The following is a 20119-nucleotide window of genomic DNA, read 5'->3' on the forward strand; positions in this document are numbered from 1 at the left end:
AAGCCCGCATGATGTCACTGTTTTTCAGCGAAGACGATATAAATGAAAAAAACCATCAGAACATAAGGAAAAGTAATTAAGCGGGCGATGCATGAAATTGCAATTATCCTGGTTAATTATTCAAAAGATAAAAGCGCACCGGGGCGATTGATCCAGGTCATCGCCGACGGCGGTTATAAATGGCAGGCTTGTCCCCTTTCAACGGGGCGGTCTAACAGATTATGCAGTTACAGAAATTAGTCAATATGTTTGGTGGGGATCTTTCGCGCCGTTACGGGCAAAAGGTTCATAAGCTGTCGCTGCACGGGGGGTTTAGCTGCCCGAACCGCGACGGCACTATCGGACGCGGCGGCTGTACCTTCTGTAATGTGGCCTCTTTTGCTGACGAAGCGCAACAGCATCAGTCTATCGCTGCGCAGCTTGCCTATCAGTCGACGCGGGTTAACCGGGCGAAGCAGTATCTGGCCTATTTTCAGGCTTATACCAGCACCTGGGCTGAAGTGCAGGTGCTGCGATCGATGTATCAACAGGCGGTGAGCCAGGCGAATATCGTCGGGCTCTGCGTCGGTACACGCCCCGACTGCGTACCGGAAGCGGTACTCGATCTGCTCAGCGAATATAAAGAGCAGGGGTACGAGATCTGGCTGGAGCTGGGATTGCAGACCGCCCACGATAAAACCCTGCATCGCATCAACCGTGGTCATGATTTTGCCTGCTATCAGCGGACCACCCGGCTGGCGCGCGAGCGCGGGCTGAAGGTCTGTACCCATCTTATTGTCGGCCTGCCGGGAGAAGGGCGGCATCACGCACTGGAAACCCTGCACAGCGTGGTAGAGACCGGCGTGGATGGCATCAAGCTGCACCCGCTGCATATCGTCAGAGGCAGCATTATGGCGAAATCGTGGGAAGCCGGGCGGCTGAACGGGATTGAGCTGGACGAGTATGTTCTCACCGCCGGGGAGATGATTCGCCATACACCACCGGAAGTGGTCTATCACCGCATCTCCGCCAGCGCCCGTCGTCCAACGCTGCTGGCACCGCTGTGGTGTGAGAATCGCTGGACGGGGATGGTGGAGCTGGACCGCTATCTGAACGAGCAGGGCGTGCAGGGCTCGGCCCTGGGCACACCCTGGGTGCCCACGCTATCTCCGGCGTCCGCCCAGTAAACTGCCCAACACACCGCGGATAATCTGATTCGTCACCTGACGTGCCGCGCTTTTCGCCATGGTTTGCACCACCCCGTCGCGTTTACCGCCGCGCGGCCCGGTGCTGCCAAACAGAATCTCTTTTAACCCGCCGAGAATGCCCTCATCGACCGCCACGGACTGGCCTTTAGCGGCTGGCGCCTGCTGCTGCTCTGTGGTGGCCTGCACCCCTTTTTGCAGCATCTCAAACGCGGACTCCCGGTCCACCTGATCTTCATATTTACCGTAAACCGGGGAATGGTTGATCAGCCCGTTACGCTCGTCGTCGCTAATCGGCCCCATTCTGGAGTGGGGTGCAATGACCATCGCGCGCTCCACCATGGATGGGCTGCCTTTGGCATCGAGAAAGGAGATCAGCGCTTCGCCGGTACCCAGCGCCTGAATGGCCGCTTCGGTCTCAAAGGCCGGATTAGCGCGCATGGTCTGCGCTGCGGCTTTGACCGCTTTCTGATCTTTCGGCGTAAAGGCGCGCAGGGCGTGCTGGACGCGGTTACCCAGCTGGCCCAGGACGTTATCAGGAATATCGGCCGGGTTTTGCGAAACAAACCAGACGCCCACCCCTTTAGATCGGATCAGGCGGATCACCTGCTCGATCTTATCCAGTAGCACCTGTGGCGCATCGTTGAACAGCAGATGGGCTTCGTCGAAGAAAAAGACCAGCTTCGGTTTGTCCAGATCGCCCGCTTCCGGCAGCTGTTCATAGAGCTCTGAGAGCATCCAGAGCAGGCTGGCCGCGTAGAGCTTCGGCATCTGGTAGAGCTTTTCCGCGCTCAGGATGTTGATAATGCCTTTGCCGTTGCTGTCGGTTCGCATCCAGTCTTTGATATCGAGCATCGGCTCGCCAAAGAAGTGCTCGGCTCCCTGCTGCTCCAGGGAGAGCAAGCCACGCTGGATAGCGCCGATAGAGGCGGGGCTGATATTGCCGTACTGCGTCTGGAAGGCTTTGGCGTTATCGCCGATATACTGCGTAATGGCCCGCAGATCTTTGAAATCGAGCAGCAACAGCCCCTGATCGTCGGCAATGCGGAAGATAATGTTCAGCACGCCGGTCTGCACCTCGTTCAGATCGAGCAGACGTGCCAGCAGCAGCGGGCCGAGATCGGAAACGGTCGCCCGTACCGGGTGGCCGCGCTCGCCAAAAATATCCCACGCCACCACCGGGTTGCTCTGCGGTTGCCAGTCGGTCACGCCAATATTCTTCAGCCGTTCGAGTAACTTATCCGATGCGGCTCCCTCCCGGGCAACGCCGCTGAGATCGCCTTTCACGTCAGCCATAAACACCGGCACGCCAATAGTGGAAAATGACTCGGCCAGCTTTTGCAACGTCACCGTTTTCCCCGTGCCCGTTGCACCGGTGATCAGGCCATGACGGTTTGCCATCGCGGGCAGCAAAAACAGCTCAGTGTCTGGCGTCCGGGCAATCAGCAGGGGTGTACTCATGATGCGCATCCTCGTGGAATCCTGCGTGGAGTATAGGCAACCTGACGGCAAAATGAATGTGTCAATTTCTTAGTTTGCGGCGCATTACGCAGCGCGGACTATGCTTTTGCATACGGTTAACAACATATTGGAAAGCTATGTCCAGATTCTTCTTTAACGACCGCAAACAGCTGGTGAATGATGCCATTGAAGGGATGCTCATCTCTGCCCCGCACGGCAATCTCGCCAGACTGGATATCGATCCGGCTATCCGCGTGGTGGTGCGCGCCGACTGGGATAAAAGTCGCGTGGCGGTGATATCCGGCGGGGGCTCCGGCCATGAACCGGCGCATGCGGGCTTTGTTGGTAAAGGGATGCTGACCGCGGCCGTCTGCGGCGATCTGTTTGCGTCCCCTAGCGTCGAGGCGGTGCTGAACGCCATTGTGGCCGTCACGGGCGATCGTGGCTGTCTGCTGATCGTCAAAAACTACACCGGGGATCGTCTCAACTTTGGCCTCGCGGCAGAAAAGGCCAAACGCTACGGGCTCAAAGTGGAGATGGTGATCGTGGCCGATGATATTGCCTTGCCGGATAACAAGCAGCCGCGTGGCATCGCCGGAACTGCGCTGGTGCATAAGATCGCCGGGTATGCCGCCGAACAGGGCAAGTCGCTAAACGAGGTACGCGATATGGCCCGCCAGGCCTGCGAAAATCTCTGGAGCCTGGGTGTGGCCATGCAAACCTGCAACCTGCCGGGCAGCGATGATGAAGAGGGGCGCATCAAAAAAGGCCATGTCGAGCTGGGGCTGGGGATCCACGGCGAGCCCGGGGCATCGGTGGTGGAGACGCAAAACAGCAGGGAGATTATCGATACGCTGGTGCAACCGCTGCTGGCGCAGGCGGGGGAGGGACGACTGGCGGTGCTTATCAATAACCTTGGCGGCGTGTCGGCCCTGGAGATGGCGCTGCTGACCAAAGAGCTGGCGCATTCCGCCCTGAAGGATCAGATTGCGTATTTGATTGGCCCGGCACCGCTGGTGAGCTCGCTGGACATGAAAGGCTTTTCGTTATCGCTGCTGAAGCTGAACGCGACATTTGAGCAGGCGCTGAACGCCCCGGTGGAGACGCTGGGCTGGCAAAAGCCCGTCGCCTTTGCGCCGCTGCGTACGTTAACGCACACTCCGCTGCACGATAGCGTAGAGTTTACCCCGTCGGCAAATGCGCATGTGGCGCAGCACGTCGCTGCGGTGGCGGAGCGGTTAATCGCCCTGGAAAACCGCCTTAACGCCCTGGACGCGAAAGTGGGTGATGGCGATACCGGTTCGACCTTTGCGCAAGGCGCGCGGGACATTGCGCAATGGCTGGAAGAAGATCGCCTGCCGCTGAACGATCTGCCGCAGCTGTTGCTGCTGGTGGGTGAGCGGCTGGCGACGGTAATGGGTGGTTCAAGCGGGGTGTTGATGTCGATCTTCTTTACCGCCGCCGGGGAGGGGCTGCGTAGCGGTAAGCCCCTGCCGGATGCCTTGCTGACCGGGCTTGCGCAAATGAAGCACTATGGCGGTGCCGAACTGGGGGATCGTACGCTGATTGATGCGCTGCAGCCCGCGCTGGAAGCGTGGCAGAAAGAGGGGCTTCAGGCTGCCGTCAGGGCGGCAAAAGAGGGGGCTGATGCCACGACGAGCATGGGCAAAGCCGGGGCGGGGCGTTCATCGTATGTGAATAAAGAGAATCTGCAGGGTGTTGCCGATCCTGGCGCGGTTGCGGTTGCCGAGGTGTTTGCGGCTCTGGTGCGATTGTAGAGAAACGCCCGGTGGCGCTACGCTTACCGGGCCTACAAAGCACATGTAGGCCGGGTAAGGCGTAGCCGCCACCCGGCACATTCACGTCAAAAATCCGCTTTCAACACCACACGGTAACGGGCTTTGCCGTCACGGACATGCTGGATCGCTTCGTTGATTTTCGACATCGGGTACATCTCGATGGTCGGCGCGACTCCGGTGCGGCCGGCAAACTTCATCAGTTTGCGCAGCTCGTACGGTGTGCCCGTTGCAGATCCGGAGATGCTGCGATCGCCACCGATCAGCGTAAAGGCGGGAACCGGGAGCGGCTTCAGCACGGCACCGACGGTATGGAAGTTTCCGCCATAGGCCAGCGCTTCAAAGTAGGGCTGCCAGTCGAGATCGACATTTACGGTGTTGATGATCAGATCGAACTGTCCCGCCAGGGCGGTCAGCGCCTCGGGATCGCGGCTGTTGACCACTTTGTCAGCACCCATCGCCAGCACTTCCTGCTCTTTGGCCGGGTTTGAGCTAAAGGCGGTCACTTCACAGCCCATCGCATGCAGCAGCTTAATGGCAATGTGGCCCAGACCACCGATGCCAATCACCCCTACGCGGCTGGTGGCGGTGATGTGGTGCATCAGCAGCGGTTTGAAGACCGTGATCCCACCGCACAGCAGCGGACCCGCAGATTCAATATCCATCTGCTCAGGGAGAGGAATGACCCACTGCCAGTCGGCGCGCAGTTTGTCGGCGAAGCCGCCGTTGTTCAGGATGGTAGGTGTGGCCCCTTCCAGACAGTTGATCTGGTTGCCGCTGATACAAGCATCACAGTGACCACAGCTACGGGCAGTCCAGCCAATGCCCACGCGCTGACCAATTTTCAGCCCCTTATCCTGCGCGGCATCGCCCAGGGCAACAACGCGACCGATAACTTCGTGACCGGCAATCAGCGGGTATTGTGAAAAGCCCCATTCGTTATCGATCATCGACAGGTCGGAATGGCAAATGCCGCAGTAATCCACCTGCACTTCGACGTCTTCTGCTTTCAGCTCGCCTGCATCGTATTCGTACAGCTCAAGCTCTGCACCCGCCTGCGGTGCGGCGTAGCTTTTTATCTTTGACATCAGTTTTCCCCTTCGTGGTGTTGAACTGAGAGTGTAGAGCATTCAGTTTACAACCGCTTAACAGAAGGGGGCAGGAGAGAGGTTACAGCGTTTTCAGCATTCGCACTTCGCAATCAACATGGCCGGTACAGCCCAGTGGCTGGTCGATATGCTCAAAGCCGAGATGCTCGTACAGCCTGATGGCTTCGGTCAGGAAGGCAGTGGTTTCAAGATAGCAGCGTTTAAAACCTTGAGTGCGGGCGTGATCCATCGCCAGTAATGCCAGTTTTTTCGCCAGGCCTTGTCCACGGACAACGGGCAGGAAATACATTTTTTGCAGCTCGCAGATATCGGGTTCGCTGCAAACTAATGGCGCAACCCCACCTCCACCTACGACCTGACCCTCTTGCTCAACCACCCAATAGGCTGCACCCGGCTGGCTGTACAGCTGAAAAAGTTCATCCAGATTAGGGTCGGCCACGGTGTAGCCTTTATCGGCGGTCAGGCCATATTCTGCGGAAACCTGACGGATAACAGCGGCTATCGCGGCATTATCCTGCGCAGAGAGGCGGCGTAGCGAGGCGGTCTTTGGCGCAACAAGATTCATAAATAACTCAATTTCAATTCAGAAAACTATACGTTTCTTTAATACCACTATTTTTTTAATGGCGCAAGGTACGTGTTTAATGTATTGCTGACGAAACGGAAATCAATATATCCTTTTGTTTGTTCTAGCAAGGCTGGATTTTTATTTGTTATTAAAAATACAAGGACGATATATTTATGAGTGCACTATCAGGGCAACATAATAACACGCAACATTTTATATTTCATGGGCAGGTTAAACCCTATTTTATTATCTGTTTAGTTAATGTCATTTTATCGATTATTACATTCGGCATATTTATTCCCTGGGCGTTGGTGCGTACGCGGCGCTATATCTGTGAGAACATGGAGCTAAAAGGGGCGCGTTTTGCCTACAGGGCGCGTGGCGGCACGATCCTGCTCAGTTGGCTTTTCATCCTGGTCGTGTTAACGCTGGTATCGCTGGCGCAACTCTTCATTATCCCGGATGCCGAAGGTGTCGGTACACTGCTTTTTATCTTGCTGGCTCTGCCGTTTATGATCGTAAAGGGGATCAGCTATCACCTCATGATGACGTCACTCAATTCCATCCATTTTAATTTTCAAACGTCTGCATTTCGTGCATGGTGGGTGATGATTGGGATGCCTGTGGTGATGGCCGCGCTGGTGACGGTGATGTTGAGTCTGATTGTCAGGGATCCAATGAGTCTCAGCGATATGCTATTTCGCGCCGCTGTAGTATTGCTGCTCATTTTTGTGGCAAGCAGTGTCATTTATGGTCTCGTTTATAGCCATTTAATGGAGTTAATAGGGAATGGTCTCTCATTTGGCGCAAATACATTCAGCATTTTGATTAGTAGCAAACGTTGCATCATTATTTTTTTATGTGCCACGGCAATAATGATCCCCTTTATTTTATTCATTATCTGGGTACTGGTTTCCCTTTTTTCCGGGATGATGACGAGCTGTATGCTGGGTATATGCAATGGCAGTACAGCGGAGAGATATATATTGACAAATTCAGGCTGGGTTGTTTTTTGCTATCTCGTTCTGGGGATCGGCGCCGTTTTATCGAAGGCGTATCTTTGGGGCGCTTTACGTAATCTTGCCATGAATAATCTGGTACTGGGGGAAAGCATTCGATTCCGCTCTACGCTGACATTCTCTGGAATGGCTCCGCGCCTTTTAGGTTTAGTTTTCCTGTCGGCTATAACGCTGGGGCTGGCTTATCCATGGGCAAAAATTGGTTTATTACGTTATCTGGCTGAGAATACTGCTGTTGTTGGCGATCTGGATAGTGTGTCTACTGACATTGAAGAGAGCCAGCCGGAACCCAATGTAACGACTCGTTTGTGCAGTGGTTTCGTTATTTAAAATAGAAACTGAATAAAAAAAGCCGGAGCGAACTCCGGCTTTTTTGTTCCGCCTGTATGTGCGATTAGAGCGCGGCGATTACGGCCTGCTGCTCAATCAACTTCGCTTTCGCTTGTGCATAACCGTTCAGCTTTTCACGCTCTTTGGCGATCACCGCTTCCGGGGCACGGGCAACGAAGCCTTCATTGGACAGTTTGCTTTCGATACGGCCAATTTCATCGTCAACTTTAGCCACTTCTTTCGCCAGACGTGCCAGCTCAGCATCTTTGTCAATCAGGCCTGCCATCGGGATCAGCAGCTCGGCGCCGTCGATGATTTTGGTCACGGAGACCGGACCTTTATCATCGGCTGGCAGCACGGTGATGCTCTCCAGACGCGCCATGGTCTGCAGGAAGGTGCTGTTCTCGGTCACGCGACGCTGTGCCGCTTCGCTGCAACCGCGCAGTAACAGCGCCAGTGGTTTGCCCGGGGCGATGTTCATTTCGGCACGGATATTACGCACCGCAATGATTGCCTGCTTCAGCCATTCGGTATCGGATGCGGCGGCTTCATCAATCTGCGTGGCATCGAAGGACGGGAACGGCTGCAACATGATGGTATCGGCATTGATACCCGCAATGACCTTCACACGCTGCCAGATGGTTTCGGTGATGAACGGGATGATCGGGTGCGCCAGGCGCAGCAGACCTTCCAGAACGGTAATCAGCGTATGGCGCGTGCCGCGCAGTTCCGCTTCAGTGCCGCCGTTCATGACCGGCTTGGTCAGCTCCAGGTACCAGTCGCAGAACTGGTTCCAGGTGAATTCGTACAGAATGCCTGCCGCGATATCGAAGCGATAGTTATCCAGCGCCTCGCGGAACGCTTTAATGGTCTGGTTGAATTCAGCCAGGATCCAGCGGTCTGCCAGGGACAGGGTCATTTCGCCGCCGTTAAAGCCGCAATCCTGATCCTCGGTGTTCATCAGCACAAAGCGGCTGGCGTTCCACAGCTTGTTACAGAAGTTGCGGTAACCTTCCAAGCGCTTCATGTCCCAGTTAATGTCACGGCCAGTAGAGGCCAGCGCCGCCAGGGTGAAACGCAGGGCGTCGGTACCGTGCGGCTCAATGCCGTTCGGGAACTGCTTCTCGGTGCGCTTGCGGATCTTCTCAGCCAGCTGCGGCTGCATCATGTTGCCGGTACGTTTTTCCAGCAGCTCTTCCAGAGAGATACCGTCCACCATATCCAGTGGGTCAATAACGTTACCCTTGGACTTGGACATCTTCTGGCCTTCGTCGTCACGAATCAGACCAGTCATATAGACGGTATGGAACGGAACCTGCGGCTTGCCGTTTTCATCTTTGATGAAGTGCATGGTCATCATGATCATGCGGGCGATCCAGAAGAAGATGATATCGAAGCCGGAGACCATCACGCTGGTTGGGTGGAACTGACGCAGCGCATCGGTGTTTTCTGGCCAGCCGAGGGTGGAGAAGGTCCACAGCGCGGAGGAGAACCAGGTATCCAGCACGTCTTCGTCCTGACGCAGGGCAACGTCCGCGCTCAGGTTGTTTTCCTGACGCACTTCGTCTTCAGTACGGCCAACGTAGACATTGCCTTCGTTGTCATACCATGCCGGGATACGGTGGCCCCACCACAGCTGACGGGAGATACACCAGTCCTGAATATCGCGCATCCAGGAGAAGTACATGTTTTCGTACTGCTTCGGTACGAACTGGATGTCGCCGTTTTCGACCGCTTCAACAGCCGGTTTCGCCAGTACGTCAGCACGCACGTACCACTGGTCGGTTAGCATCGGCTCGATCACCACGCCGCCACGGTCGCCATAAGGGACAGTCAGGTCATGCGGCTTGATTTCGTCCAGCAGGCCCAGGGCATCGACAGCGGCAACGATCGCTTTACGCGCGGCGAAGCGCTCCAGCTTCTGGAACTCAGCCGGAATGTCGCTGGAGTAAACGTCAGATTCATTGCCTTTGGTGTCATACACCTCTGCGCTTTCACGGATATCGCCGTCAAAGGTCAGGATGTTGATCATTGGCAGGGCGTGACGACGACCCACTTCGTAGTCGTTAAAGTCATGTGCCGGGGTGATCTTCACGCAGCCGGTACCTTTTTCCATGTCGGCGTGTTCGTCGCCCACAATTGGAATACGGCGGTTCACCAGCGGCAGCACCACAAATTTACCAATCAGATCTTTGTAACGCGGATCTTCCGGGTTAACGGCCACGCCGGTATCGCCCAGCAGGGTTTCTGGTCGGGTGGTGGCGACAATCAGGTAATCTTTACCGTCTGCGGTTTTTGCGCCATCGGCCAGCGGATAGCGGATGTGCCACATGGAGCCTTTCGACTCACGGTTTTCCACTTCCAGGTCAGAGATGGCGGTGCGCAGTTTCGGGTCCCAGTTTACCAGGCGCTTGCCACGGTAAATCAGGTCCTCTTTATACAGACGGACAAACACTTCTTTAACGGCATTGGAAAGACCTTCGTCCATGGTGAAGCGCTCGCGCTCCCAGTCCACGGAGTTGCCGAGACGGCGCATCTGACGGGTAATGGTGCCGCCAGATTCCGCTTTCCACTGCCAGATTTTGTCGATAAAGGCGTCGCGGCCATAGTCGTGACGGGTTTTACCTTCTTCAGCGGCAATCTTACGCTCAACCACCATCTGGGTAGCGATACCCGCGTGGTCAGTACCGGCCTGCCACAGGGTGTTTTTGCCCTGCATGCGCTGGTAACGGATCATGGTATCCATGATGGTCTGCTGGAAGGCATGCCCCATATGCAAACTGCCGGTGACGTTCGGCGGCGGGATCATGATGCAGAAGGACTCTTTGCTTTCATCGCCGTTAGGCTTGAAATAGCCCTGCTGTTCCCAGTGCTCGTAAAGCGGCTGTTCGATATCGCGTGGGTTATATGTCTTTTCCATTATTTCCAGGTTGCCGTATTCAGGTTAAAACCAGCCAGGCGGTACGCTTTATAGCGTTCGCGCGCCAGTTGTTTCAGGGAATCTTCGTGAGGGACAAAGTCTATCACTTCTGTGAAAGCGGTGGCAAAATCTGCAAAGCCGCTGCGCAGGCTAATCAGAATATCGCGTGGACTGCTGTTACGCTTTTGCGGCCAGGCGATCTCCACCGGCGCACCGCCGCGCGGTCCTTCTCCCGCCAGATTATGCGGAACAAAACTTTCCGGCGGTCGTGCCCACAGCGCTTCATCCAGACGGATGGCCTGCTGCTCATCTTCGCAGGCAATCAGCACGCGAAGACCCGCGCGCCAACGTTCTGCGGCAATGTCACACACCAGTTGTTCAACGGCGCTTAAGCCATCCTGTTGGGTGTCATTGTCCAGAAGATAGAACGTTGCGTTTTTCATATATGGGGTTTCTTGTGGTGACTTTAAATGCTTAAGCCCGGTGGCGCTACGCTTACCGGGCCTACGGTTTACTGCCGTTTGTAGGCCGGGTAAGGCGACGCCGCCACCCGGCATTTACCCTTACTCGTCGCCGTTAAAACCGGCGCGATTGAGCAGGAACTGCGACAGCAGAGCCACTGGACGGCCAGTTGCGCCTTTGGCTTTACCGGAGCGCCATGCGGTGCCCGCGATATCCAGGTGTGCCCAATTGTACTTGCGGGTAAAGCGCGACAGGAAGCAGCCCGCGGTGATAGCACCGCCAGGACGACCGCCGATATTCGCCATATCCGCAAAGTTAGACTCCAGCTGCTCCTGATACTCATCGCCCAGCGGCAGACGCCATGCACGATCGCCCGCCTGCTCGGAGGCACCAATCAGCTCATGCGCCAGCGGGTTGTGGTTCGACATCAGGCCGGTGATGTGGTGACCCAGGGCAATCACGCAGGCGCCGGTCAGGGTTGCTACGTCGATAACCGCTTCCGGATCGAAGCGCTCAACGTAGGTCAGCACGTCGCACAGTACCAGACGGCCTTCGGCGTCGGTGTTCAGGACTTCAACGGTCTGCCCGGACATGGTGGTAAGGACGTCACCTGGACGATAGGCGCGACCACCCGGCATGTTTTCACAGCCCGCCAGCACGCCAATCACGTTGATTGGCAGTTGCAGCTCGGCCACCATGCGCATTACGCCGTAAACCGCCGCCGCGCCGCACATGTCGTACTTCATCTCGTCCATGCCTTCGGCAGGCTTGATGGAGATACCGCCGGAGTCGAAGGTCAGGCCTTTACCCACCAGCACAATCGGACGTACGTCTTCTGCCGGGTTGCCTTTGTACTCAATGACCGACATCAGGGATTCATTTTGTGAACCGTTGCCGACGGCGAGGTAGGAGTGCATCCCCAGCTCTTTCATCTGCTGTTCGCCAATCACGCGGGTGACAACATTTTTGCTGTAGGAGTCAGCCAGCTGACGCGCCTGTGATGCAAGGTAGCCCGCGTTACAGATGTTAGGCGGCATATTGCCCAGGTCTTTCGCGGCCTTGATACCGGCTGCAATAGCCAGGCCATGCTGAATAGCGCGTTCACCGCTGGTCAGCTCGCGACGGGTCGGGACGTTAAAGACCATCTTACGCAGCGGACGACGCGGTTCGCTTTTAGTGGTTTTCAGCTGATCGAAGCTGTAAAGGGTCTCTTTGGCTGTCTCAACCGCCTGGCGTACTTTCCAGTAGGTATTGCGGCCTTTGACGTGCAGTTCGGTCAGGAAGCAGACGGCCTCCATTGAGCCAGTATCATTCAGCGTATTGATCGTTTTCTGAATGACCTGTTTGTACTGGCGCTCGTCCAGCTCACGCTCCTTGCCACAGCCAATCAGCAGGATGCGCTCGGAGAGGACGTTAGGCACGTGATGCAGCAGCAATGTCTGGCCCGGCTTGCCTTCCAGCTCGCCGCGGCGCAGCAGGGCGCTAATGTAGCCGTCACTGATCTTATCGAGTTGTTCGGCGATTGGAGAGAGTCTGCGGGGTTCAAACACGCCGACAACGATGCAGGCACTCCGCTGTTTCTCCGGGCTACCGCTTTTTACACTGAACTCCATGAACTACGCTCCTGAATCTTAAAGACAACAGCGGCAGCTACGGATAGAATTGAAACCTTTCGTAACTCGTGCCCGCTGTTGCGGTGACTTCGTGTTAATCTTACGTTATTACGGTTTCGGCACGTCATAATAACTCCTGAAGCGCGAATCCGTCGGGTGTTCTAATCTTAGCGATGATTTCGACGACTCAAGAGAATAAATGACGTTTAAGCCATGAAACAAGCGATTTTCCTGCAAAGAGACGGGTTTTTACGGGCGTATTTAATGTGATAATCATAAGATATCTGGTGCGGGAGACGCTCAAAAGCCAGCTGGCGATACTCTTCATACTGCTTCTGATCTTTTTCTGTCAGAAACTGGTAAGGATCCTCGGCGCGGCTGTTGATGGCGAAATTCCCACAAATCTGGTGCTTTCTCTGCTTGGGCTGGGCGTGCCTGAAATGGCGCAGCTTATCCTGCCACTTAGCCTTTTCCTCGGACTGCTGATGACGCTCGGTAAACTCTATACCGAAAGTGAAATCACCGTCATGCATGCGTGCGGTCTGAGCAAAGCGGTTCTGGTTAAAGCCGCTATGCTCCTGGCGTTATTCACCGGCATCGTGGCCGCCGTAAACGTCATGTGGGCCGGTCCGGTCTCTTCTCGTCATCAGGATGAAGTGCTGGCGGAGGCGAAAGCCAACCCCGGTATGACCGCGCTGGCCCAGGGGCAGTTCCAGCAGGCAACGGATGGTAACTCCGTGCTGTTTATCGAAAGCGTGGATGGCAACCGCTTTAACGATGTGTTCCTCGCGCAAATCCGTCCCAAGGGCAATGCCCGTCCCTCTGTTGTAGTGGCCGATTCCGGCCAGCTGGCGCAGGGGAAAGACGGTTCGCAGATTGTGACGCTGAACAAAGGCACCCGCTTTGAAGGTACGGCGTTGCTGCGTGATTTCCGCATCACTGACTTCCAGAACTACCAGGCAATTATTGGTCATCAGGCGGTTGCGCTGGATCCCAGCGATACCGAGCAGATGGACATGCGCACACTGATCAATACCGATACCAATCGCGCCCGCGCGGAGCTGCACTGGCGAATCACCCTGGTATTCACGGTCTTTATGATGGCGTTGATGGTGGTGCCGCTTAGCGTGGTAAACCCACGTCAGGGACGGGTGCTCTCCATGCTGCCCGCCATGCTGCTTTATCTGGTGTTCTTCCTGCTGCAAACGTCGATCAAATCGAACGGTGGCAAAGGAAAAATTGACCCGGTTATCTGGACCTGGGTAATTAACGGACTCTATCTGCTGTTGGCCGTTGCCCTCAACCTGTGGGACACCGTGCCGATGCGCCGCGTGCGGGCCCGGTTTATGCGTAAAGGAGCGGTGTAATGCAGGCGTTTGGCGTTCTTGACCGCTATATCGGTAAAACCATTTTCACCACCATCATGATGACCTTATTCATGCTGGTGTCGCTCTCCGGCATCATCAAGTTTGTGGACCAGCTGAAAAAGGCCGGGCAGGGGAGCTACGATGCCATGGGCGCGGGGATGTATACCCTGCTCAGCATTCCAAAAGATGTGCAAATCTTCTTCCCGATGGCGGCGCTGTTAGGGGCGTTGCTGGGGCTGGGGATGCTGGCGCAGCGCAGTGAGCTGGTGGTCATGCAGGCCTCCGGCTTTACCCGTATGCAGGTGGCGCTCTCCGTCATGAAAACGGCGATCCCGCTGGTATTGCTGACCATGGCGATGGGGGAGTGGGTTGCGCCACAGGGAGAACAGATGGCGCGTAACTACCGCGCGCAAATGATGTATGGCGGCTCGTTGCTCTCTACCCAGCAGGGGCTGTGGGCGAAAGATGGCAATAACTTTGTCTACATCGAACGCGTCACGGGCGATAACTCCCTCGGCGGTGTGAGCATTTACAGCTTTAACGATCAGCGTCGTCTGCAGGCGGTGCGTTACGCCGCGTCGGCCACGTTTGATACTGATAACAAGGTCTGGCGTCTGTCGCAGGTAGATGAATCAAACCTGCAGGATCCAAAACAGATCACCGGGTCGCAAACAGTCTCTGGCACATGGAAAACCAACCTGACGCCGGATAAGCTCGGTGTGGTTGCGCTGGATCCGGATGCTCTCTCCATCAGCGGCCTGTACAACTACGTGAAGTACCTGAAATCGAGCGGCCAGGATTCCGGACGTTATCAGCTCAACATGTGGAGCAAGGTCTTCCAGCCGCTCTCGGTGGCGGTGATGATGCTGATGGCATTGTCGTTTATCTTTGGCCCGCTGCGTAGCGTCCCGATGGGGGTGCGTGTCGTGACAGGTATCAGCTTCGGCTTTGTCTTCTACGTTCTGGACCAAATCTTCGGCCCGCTGACGCTGGTGTACGGTATACCGCCGGTGATTGGCGCGCTGCTACCGAGCGCCTCCTTCTTCGTGATCAGCCTCTGGCTGCTGCTCAAGCGCTCCTGACCCCTCCCGCCTCACTTCCCTGCTTGGGAAGTGAGGCGCATCGCCTGTTTTACCCCTCACTTTTTTGCACAACCTTCAACGTCTTGCCTGGAATTTGAGTATTATTGTGCGATGACGTCGTGAAGAGATCCCTTATGAAGCAAATTCGGTTACTGGCGCAATACTATGTCGATCTGATGATGAAGCTTGGCCTGGTGCGCTTCTCCCTGTTGCTGGCGCTGGCGCTGGTGGTGCTGGCGATTGTGGTACAGATGGCCATTACCATGGTGCTCCACGGCCAGGTTGAGAGTATCGACCTTATACGTTCCATTTTCTTTGGCCTACTGATTACGCCCTGGGCGGTCTATTTCCTCTCGGTGGTGGTTGAGCAGCTGGAGGAGTCCCGCCAGCGGCTGACCCGGCTGGTGGAAAAGCTGGAAGAGATGCGCGAGCGCGATCTGAAGCTCAACGTGCAGCTAAAAGACAACATCGCTCAGCTGAACCAGGAGATCTCAGATCGTGAAAAAGCGGAGGCTGAGCGCCAGACTACGCTGGAACAGCTGAAAATCGAAATGAAAGAGCGTGAACAGACGCAGATCCAGCTTGAACAGCAGTCTTCGTTCCTGCGCTCTTTCCTTGATGCCTCCCCGGACCTGGTTTTCTACCGCAATGAAGATAAAGAGTTTTCCGGCTGTAACCGGGCGATGGAGTTACTGACCGGTAAGAGCGAAAAACAGCTTATCAATCTGCGCCCGCAGGATGTCTACTCTCCGGAGGCGGCAGCCAAAGTTATCGAAACCGATGAGAAGGTGTTCCGTCACAACGTCTCCCTGACCTACGAGCAGTGGCTCGACTACCCGGACGGACGCAAAGCCTGCTTCGAAATCCGTAAAGTGCCGTACTACGACCGCGTCGGGAAACGTCACGGGTTGATGGGCTTCGGGCGTGATATTACCGAGCGTAAGCGCTACCAGGATGCGCTGGAGCGCGCCAGCCGGGATAAAACGACCTTTATCTCCACCATCAGCCATGAACTGCGTACTCCGCTGAACGGTATCGTCGGGTTAAGCCGCATTCTGCTCGACACCGAACTGACGGCCGAGCAGGAGAAATATCTTAAAACCATCCATGTCTCGGCGGTCACGCTCGGCAATATCTTCAACGATATTATTGATATGGATAAGATGGAGCGGCGCAAAGTCCAGCTGGATAACCAGCCGGTGGACTTCACCAGCTTCCTGGCCGATCTGGAAAACCTCTCCGGTCTGCAGGCGCAGCAGAAAGGGCTACGCTTTGTGATGGAGCCAACCCTGCCGCTGCCGCATAAGGTGGTGACCGACGGCACGCGCCTGCGCCAGATCCTGTGGAACCTGATCAGCAACGCGGTCAAATTCACCCAGAGTGGTCAGGTGGCGGTTCGCGTGCGCTACGGCGAGGGGGAGATGCTGCACTTCGAGGTGGAAGATTCCGGGATCGGGATCCCGCAGGAGGAGCAGGACAAAATCTTCGCCATGTATTACCAGGTTAAAGACAGCCACGGGGGCAAACCCGCTACCGGGACCGGCATCGGTCTGGCGGTATCGCGCCGTCTGGCGAAGAGCATGGGCGGTGACATCACGGTGACCAGCAACCCTGGGCACGGCTCTGTATTTAAACTCAGCGTTCGGGCCCCGGCAGTGGCGGAAGAGGTCGAGGACACTTTTGCCCATGACGATATGCCGCTGCCTGCCCTGCATGTGCTGCTGGTGGAAGATATCGAGCTGAACGTGATTGTCGCGCGCTCGGTGCTGGAGAAACTGGGCAGCAGCGTGGACGTCGCCATGACCGGTAAAGCCGCGCTGGAGATGTTCACGCCGGGAGAATATGACCTGGTGCTGCTGGACATTCAGTTGCCGGACATGACCGGGCTGGATATCTCGCGCGAGCTGACGAGCCGTTACGCCAGCGACGAGCTGCCGCCGCTGGTGGCGCTGACCGCCAACGTGCTGAAAGACAAAAAAGAGTACCTGGATGCTGGTATGGACGATGTACTGAGCAAACCGCTGGCGGTACCCGCCTTAACCGCCATGATCAAGAAGTTCTGGGACACCTGTGACGAAGAGGAGAGCACCATGACGAAGGTAGATACAGAGAAAGCGCAGTCTTTGCTGGATATCGACATGCTCGAGCAGTACATCGATCTGGTTGGTCCGAAGTTGATTACCGATGGCCTGGCGATCTTCGAGAAGATGATGCCGGGCTATTTAAACGTGCTCGAGTCAAACCTGACGGCTCGGGATAAGAAAGGCATCGTTGAAGAAGGCCACAAAATCAAAGGTGCGGCTGGATCGGTGGGTTTGCGTCATCTGCAGCAGCTTGGTCAGCAGATTCAGTCTCCAGATTTACCCGCGTGGGAAGATAACGTAGGCGAATGGGTTGAGGAGATGAAGCAGGAGTGGCAGAACGATGTGGCCGTGCTGAAAGCCTGGGTGGAGAGCAGAAAAAAATGACCCCGGTAGACCGGGGTGCGCGAATACTGCGCCAACACCAGGGAAATCTTGGCTGCGCCTGAATAGAAATCGTTTTTTTCGTAAATGGCGTAGCCGGAAACTTTAGGCTGCACGCAGTTAAGATAGCAAATCTTAAATACGTTGTTACATGAATCAGTTAAATGTGTGAAGCATACCGTTTTAATCAGAATCTTTAATGTGCATTTAGCATTTTTCGAGAGGGATCCCAGGATGAAAAAGGTTGGCGTGGTACTGAGCGGATGTGGTGTTTACGATGGTTCTGAAATTCATGAAGCTGTTTTGACGCTACTGGCTCTGGCGCGTAACGGCGCCGAAGCGGTCTGCTTCGCCCCGGATAAAACCCAGGTAGACGTGATCAACTACCTGACCGGCGAAACGATGGCCGAAAGCCGTAACGTCCTGATTGAGTCCGCGCGGATTGCCCGTGGACAGGTTCGTCCGCTCAGCGAGGCCCGGGCTACCGAGCTGGACGCGCTGATTGTGCCAGGCGGTTTTGGCGCGGCAAAAAACCTGAGCGATTTTGCCGCCCAGGGAAGTGGTTGCCGGGTAGACAGTGATTTAAAAGCGCTGGCGCTGCAGATGCATGAAGCCGGCAAACCGTTGGGCTTTATCTGTATCGCCCCTGCGATGCTGCCAGCCATTTTTGATATGCCGCTGCGCCTGACCATCGGAACGGATATTGATACCGCTGAGGCTATCGAGGATATGGGCGGTGAGCATATCCCCTGCCCGGTGGATGATATTGTGGTCGACGAAGAGAACAGGATCGTCACCACACCCGCTTACATGCTGGCACAAAATATTGCGGAAGCGGCGACGGGCATTGAGAAGCTGGTTACGCGCGTACTGGTGCTCGCTGCATGAAGTTAAGACGTCCGAAAGCGGGTTGGTTAAGACGGATCGTCATTCGCATTCTGTTGATCATGGCGGTTTTCTGGGGTGGGGGTATCGCCCTGTTCAGCTTTCTGCCAGTGCCATTTTCAGCGGTAATGGTTGAACGTCAGGTGAGCAACTGGCTGAGCGGTAATTTCAGCTACTTTGCGCACTCTGACTGGGTGAGTATGGATGAGATCTCCCCCTGGATGGGGCTCGCCGTGATTGCCGCCGAAGATCAAAAATTCCCTCAGCACTGGGGGTTTGACGTCGGGGCGATCGAGAAGGCGCTAGCGCATAACGAGCGCAACGAGAGCCGTATCCGCGGAGCATCCACGCTTTCTCAGCAGACGGCGAAGAACCTGTTTTTATGGGATGGTCGCAGCTGGGTGAGAAAGGGCTTTGAAGCCGGGCTGACGCTGGGTATCGAAACGGTGTGGAGTAAGAAACGGATCCTGACGGTATATCTCAATATCGCGGAATTTGGCGAAGGGATATTTGGGGTCGAAGCCGCGGCGCAGCGCTATTTCAACAAACCTGCAAGCCGTCTGACAGCGTCGGAGGCCGCGCTGCTGGCGGCTGTGTTACCGAACCCGATTCGCTTTAAGGCCAGTGCGCCATCAGGCTATGTACGTAGCCGTCAGGCGTGGATCCTGCGCCAGATGCGCCAGCTCGGTGGGGAAGGATTTATGCAGGCCAATAAGCTGCATTAATCTTCATCAAACCCGGCGTTGAACAGCGCAATGACTGCTGCCAGCGCCTCCACTTCCTGCGGGCCGGTGGCTTCAATTTCAATCTGACGGCCCTTTGCCGAATCCAGCATCAGCAGAGCGATGACGCTGTTGGCTTCGGCTTCGGTGCCTTCGTCGTTACGCAGCAGAACTTCCGCGTCAAATCCCTGCATCAGTTCAAATAACTTCATCGCCGGGCGGGCATGCATGCCCAGCTTGTTGGTGATTTCAACGGTCTGCTTTACGGTCATGTTTTACGTTTTTCCAGCGTACGATGACGGGACTGCACGTTTTTACCGCGCGAGCGGAAATAGTCAGCCAGTTGCTCAGCAATATAGACCGAACGGTGTTTACCCCCGGTACAACCAATCGCCACCGTCAGGTAGCTGCGATTGTTTGTCTCCAGCATCGGCAACCAGAGTTCAAGATAGCTGCGCGTCTGATAGATAAAGTTATGCACTTCCGTATGTCTGTCAAGGAAGGCTGCGACCGGCTTATCCAGGCCGGTCATCGGGCGCAGCTTCGGATCCCAGTGCGGGTTCGGTAAGAAGCGCACGTCAAACACGTAGTCCGCATCGATAGGGATACCGTGCTTAAAGCCGAACGATTCAAAGACCATCGTCAGCTCGCGTTCGCGTTTACCCAGCAGACGGGTGCGTAGCATCTCCGCCAGCTCATGGACCGACATCTCTGAGGTATCGACGATCAGATCGGCGCGCGAGCGCAGCGGCTCCAGCAGATCGCTCTCCTGGTCAATGGCACTTTCCAGCGACAGATTTTTACTGGAGAGCGGATGCAAACGGCGGGTGTCACTGTAGCGACGAATCAACGTATTGCGGTCGGCATCAAGGAACAGCAGCTGAGGTGAAAAGGCCTCTGGCAGATTGCTCATCGCCTGCTCAAAGATCTCCGGCGATTCAGGCATGTTACGCACGTCGATGCTGACTGCCGCAGAGATCTGCCGATCCGCCAGCGAACGGGCCAGCTCGGGCAGAAGCACCACCGGCAGGTTATCCACGCAGTAAAAGCCCATATCTTCCAGCGCGCGCAGGGCGACCGATTTCCCGGAGCCCGAACGCCCGCTGACGATCATCAGCACCATGTACCGTTTCTCC

The 20119-nt window shown here is 55.9% G+C and carries 16 protein-coding genes; 8 read left to right on the forward strand and 8 right to left on the reverse strand.

Annotated elements, in window-relative coordinates; translation table 11 throughout:
• Window positions 1–221 precede the first annotated feature (221 nt).
• Window positions 222–1166: a TIGR01212 family radical SAM protein gene (locus DVA44_RS02560; RefSeq protein WP_114385658.1), complete on the forward strand. Its 945-nt coding sequence runs from the start codon at window positions 222–224 to the stop codon at window positions 1164–1166.
• On the opposite strand, the gene DVA44_RS02565 is transcribed toward DVA44_RS02560, so the two are convergent.
• A complete protein-coding gene (locus tag DVA44_RS02565) occupies window positions 1143–2645 on the reverse strand; it encodes a helicase HerA-like C-terminal domain-containing protein (protein WP_114316576.1) in 1503 nt (500 codons plus the stop codon). The genes DVA44_RS02560 and DVA44_RS02565 overlap by 24 nt on opposite strands.
• Before the next feature lie 137 nt (window positions 2646–2782).
• Between DVA44_RS02565 and DVA44_RS02570 the strand changes: the two genes are divergently transcribed.
• Entirely contained in the window at window positions 2783–4423 is a 1641-nt protein-coding gene (locus tag DVA44_RS02570; RefSeq protein ID WP_114385659.1) for a dihydroxyacetone kinase subunit DhaK, read from the forward strand.
• Between the two features lie 86 nt (window positions 4424–4509).
• On the opposite strand, the gene DVA44_RS02575 is transcribed toward DVA44_RS02570, so the two are convergent.
• Both DVA44_RS02575 and DVA44_RS02580 read right to left on the reverse strand, forming a co-directional pair.
• The gene (locus DVA44_RS02575; RefSeq protein ID WP_114385660.1) at window positions 4510–5529 is read right to left on the reverse strand and encodes an NAD(P)-dependent alcohol dehydrogenase; all 1020 of its coding nucleotides are present in this window, start codon (window positions 5527–5529) and stop codon (window positions 4510–4512) included.
• Between the two features lie 82 nt (window positions 5530–5611).
• The gene (locus DVA44_RS02580) at window positions 5612–6115 is read right to left on the reverse strand and encodes a GNAT family N-acetyltransferase (protein WP_114385661.1); all 504 of its coding nucleotides are present in this window, start codon (window positions 6113–6115) and stop codon (window positions 5612–5614) included.
• Window positions 6116–6291: 176 nt separating this feature from the next.
• Between DVA44_RS02580 and DVA44_RS02585 the strand changes: the two genes are divergently transcribed.
• Window positions 6292–7467: a YjgN family protein gene (locus DVA44_RS02585; protein ID WP_114385662.1), complete on the forward strand. Its 1176-nt coding sequence runs from the start codon at window positions 6292–6294 to the stop codon at window positions 7465–7467.
• A 64-nt stretch (window positions 7468–7531) separates the two neighbouring features.
• Here the strand turns inward: DVA44_RS02585 and DVA44_RS02590 are convergent, their stop codons facing one another.
• The 3 genes from DVA44_RS02590 to pepA form a co-directional block, all read right to left on the reverse strand.
• A complete protein-coding gene (locus tag DVA44_RS02590; protein ID WP_103824941.1) occupies window positions 7532–10387 on the reverse strand; it encodes a valine--tRNA ligase in 2856 nt (951 codons plus the stop codon).
• Complete coding sequence (gene holC, locus DVA44_RS02595; protein WP_103177201.1) at window positions 10387–10830, reverse strand: DNA polymerase III subunit chi; 444 nt, start codon at window positions 10828–10830, stop codon at window positions 10387–10389. Before holC ends, DVA44_RS02590 begins: the two co-directional genes overlap by 1 nt.
• 120 nt (window positions 10831–10950) lie before the next feature.
• Window positions 10951–12462, reverse strand: a complete 1512-nt coding sequence (gene pepA, locus DVA44_RS02600; RefSeq protein ID WP_103824940.1) for a leucyl aminopeptidase — start codon at window positions 12460–12462, stop codon at window positions 10951–10953.
• Window positions 12463–12728: 266 nt separating this feature from the next.
• Here pepA and lptF point away from each other — a divergent pair, with 266 nt between their 5' ends.
• The 5 genes from lptF (at window position 12729) to mtgA (ending at window position 18986) form a co-directional block, all read left to right on the forward strand.
• A complete protein-coding gene (gene lptF, locus DVA44_RS02610; protein ID WP_114385663.1) occupies window positions 12729–13829 on the forward strand; it encodes an LPS export ABC transporter permease LptF in 1101 nt (366 codons plus the stop codon).
• Window positions 13829–14911 (forward strand): LPS export ABC transporter permease LptG, encoded by a 1083-nt coding sequence (gene lptG, locus DVA44_RS02615; protein ID WP_103177198.1) that lies wholly within the window; start codon window positions 13829–13831, stop codon window positions 14909–14911. The genes lptF and lptG overlap by 1 nt, the downstream gene beginning before the upstream one ends.
• Window positions 14912–15045: 134 nt before the next feature.
• Window positions 15046–17379 carry an aerobic respiration two-component sensor histidine kinase ArcB gene (gene arcB / locus DVA44_RS02620; RefSeq protein WP_103824939.1) on the forward strand — a complete coding sequence of 778 codons (2334 nt, stop codon included), beginning with the start codon at window positions 15046–15048 and terminating at the stop codon, window positions 17377–17379.
• 231 nt (window positions 17380–17610) lie between these two features.
• Window positions 17611–18264, forward strand: coding sequence for an isoprenoid biosynthesis glyoxalase ElbB (gene elbB / locus DVA44_RS02625; protein ID WP_114385664.1), 654 nt, complete (start codon window positions 17611–17613; stop codon window positions 18262–18264).
• The gene (mtgA, locus tag DVA44_RS02630; RefSeq protein ID WP_103824937.1) at window positions 18261–18986 is read left to right on the forward strand and encodes a monofunctional biosynthetic peptidoglycan transglycosylase; all 726 of its coding nucleotides are present in this window, start codon (window positions 18261–18263) and stop codon (window positions 18984–18986) included. Before elbB ends, mtgA begins: the two co-directional genes overlap by 4 nt.
• Here the strand turns inward: mtgA and npr are convergent.
• Together npr and rapZ are read right to left on the reverse strand one after the other, a co-directional pair.
• Window positions 18983–19255 carry a PTS phosphocarrier protein NPr gene (npr, locus tag DVA44_RS02635; RefSeq protein WP_032614489.1) on the reverse strand — a complete coding sequence of 91 codons (273 nt, stop codon included), beginning with the start codon at window positions 19253–19255 and terminating at the stop codon, window positions 18983–18985. The genes mtgA and npr overlap by 4 nt on opposite strands.
• Window positions 19252–20106: an RNase adapter RapZ gene (gene rapZ, locus DVA44_RS02640; RefSeq protein WP_032614487.1), complete on the reverse strand. Its 855-nt coding sequence runs from the start codon at window positions 20104–20106 to the stop codon at window positions 19252–19254. Before rapZ ends, npr begins: the two co-directional genes overlap by 4 nt.
• Between the last annotated feature and the right edge of the window lie 13 nt (window positions 20107–20119).

The sequence above is a fragment of the Leclercia sp. W17 genome, from assembly GCF_003336325.1.
Classification (GTDB): domain Bacteria; phylum Pseudomonadota; class Gammaproteobacteria; order Enterobacterales; family Enterobacteriaceae; genus Enterobacter.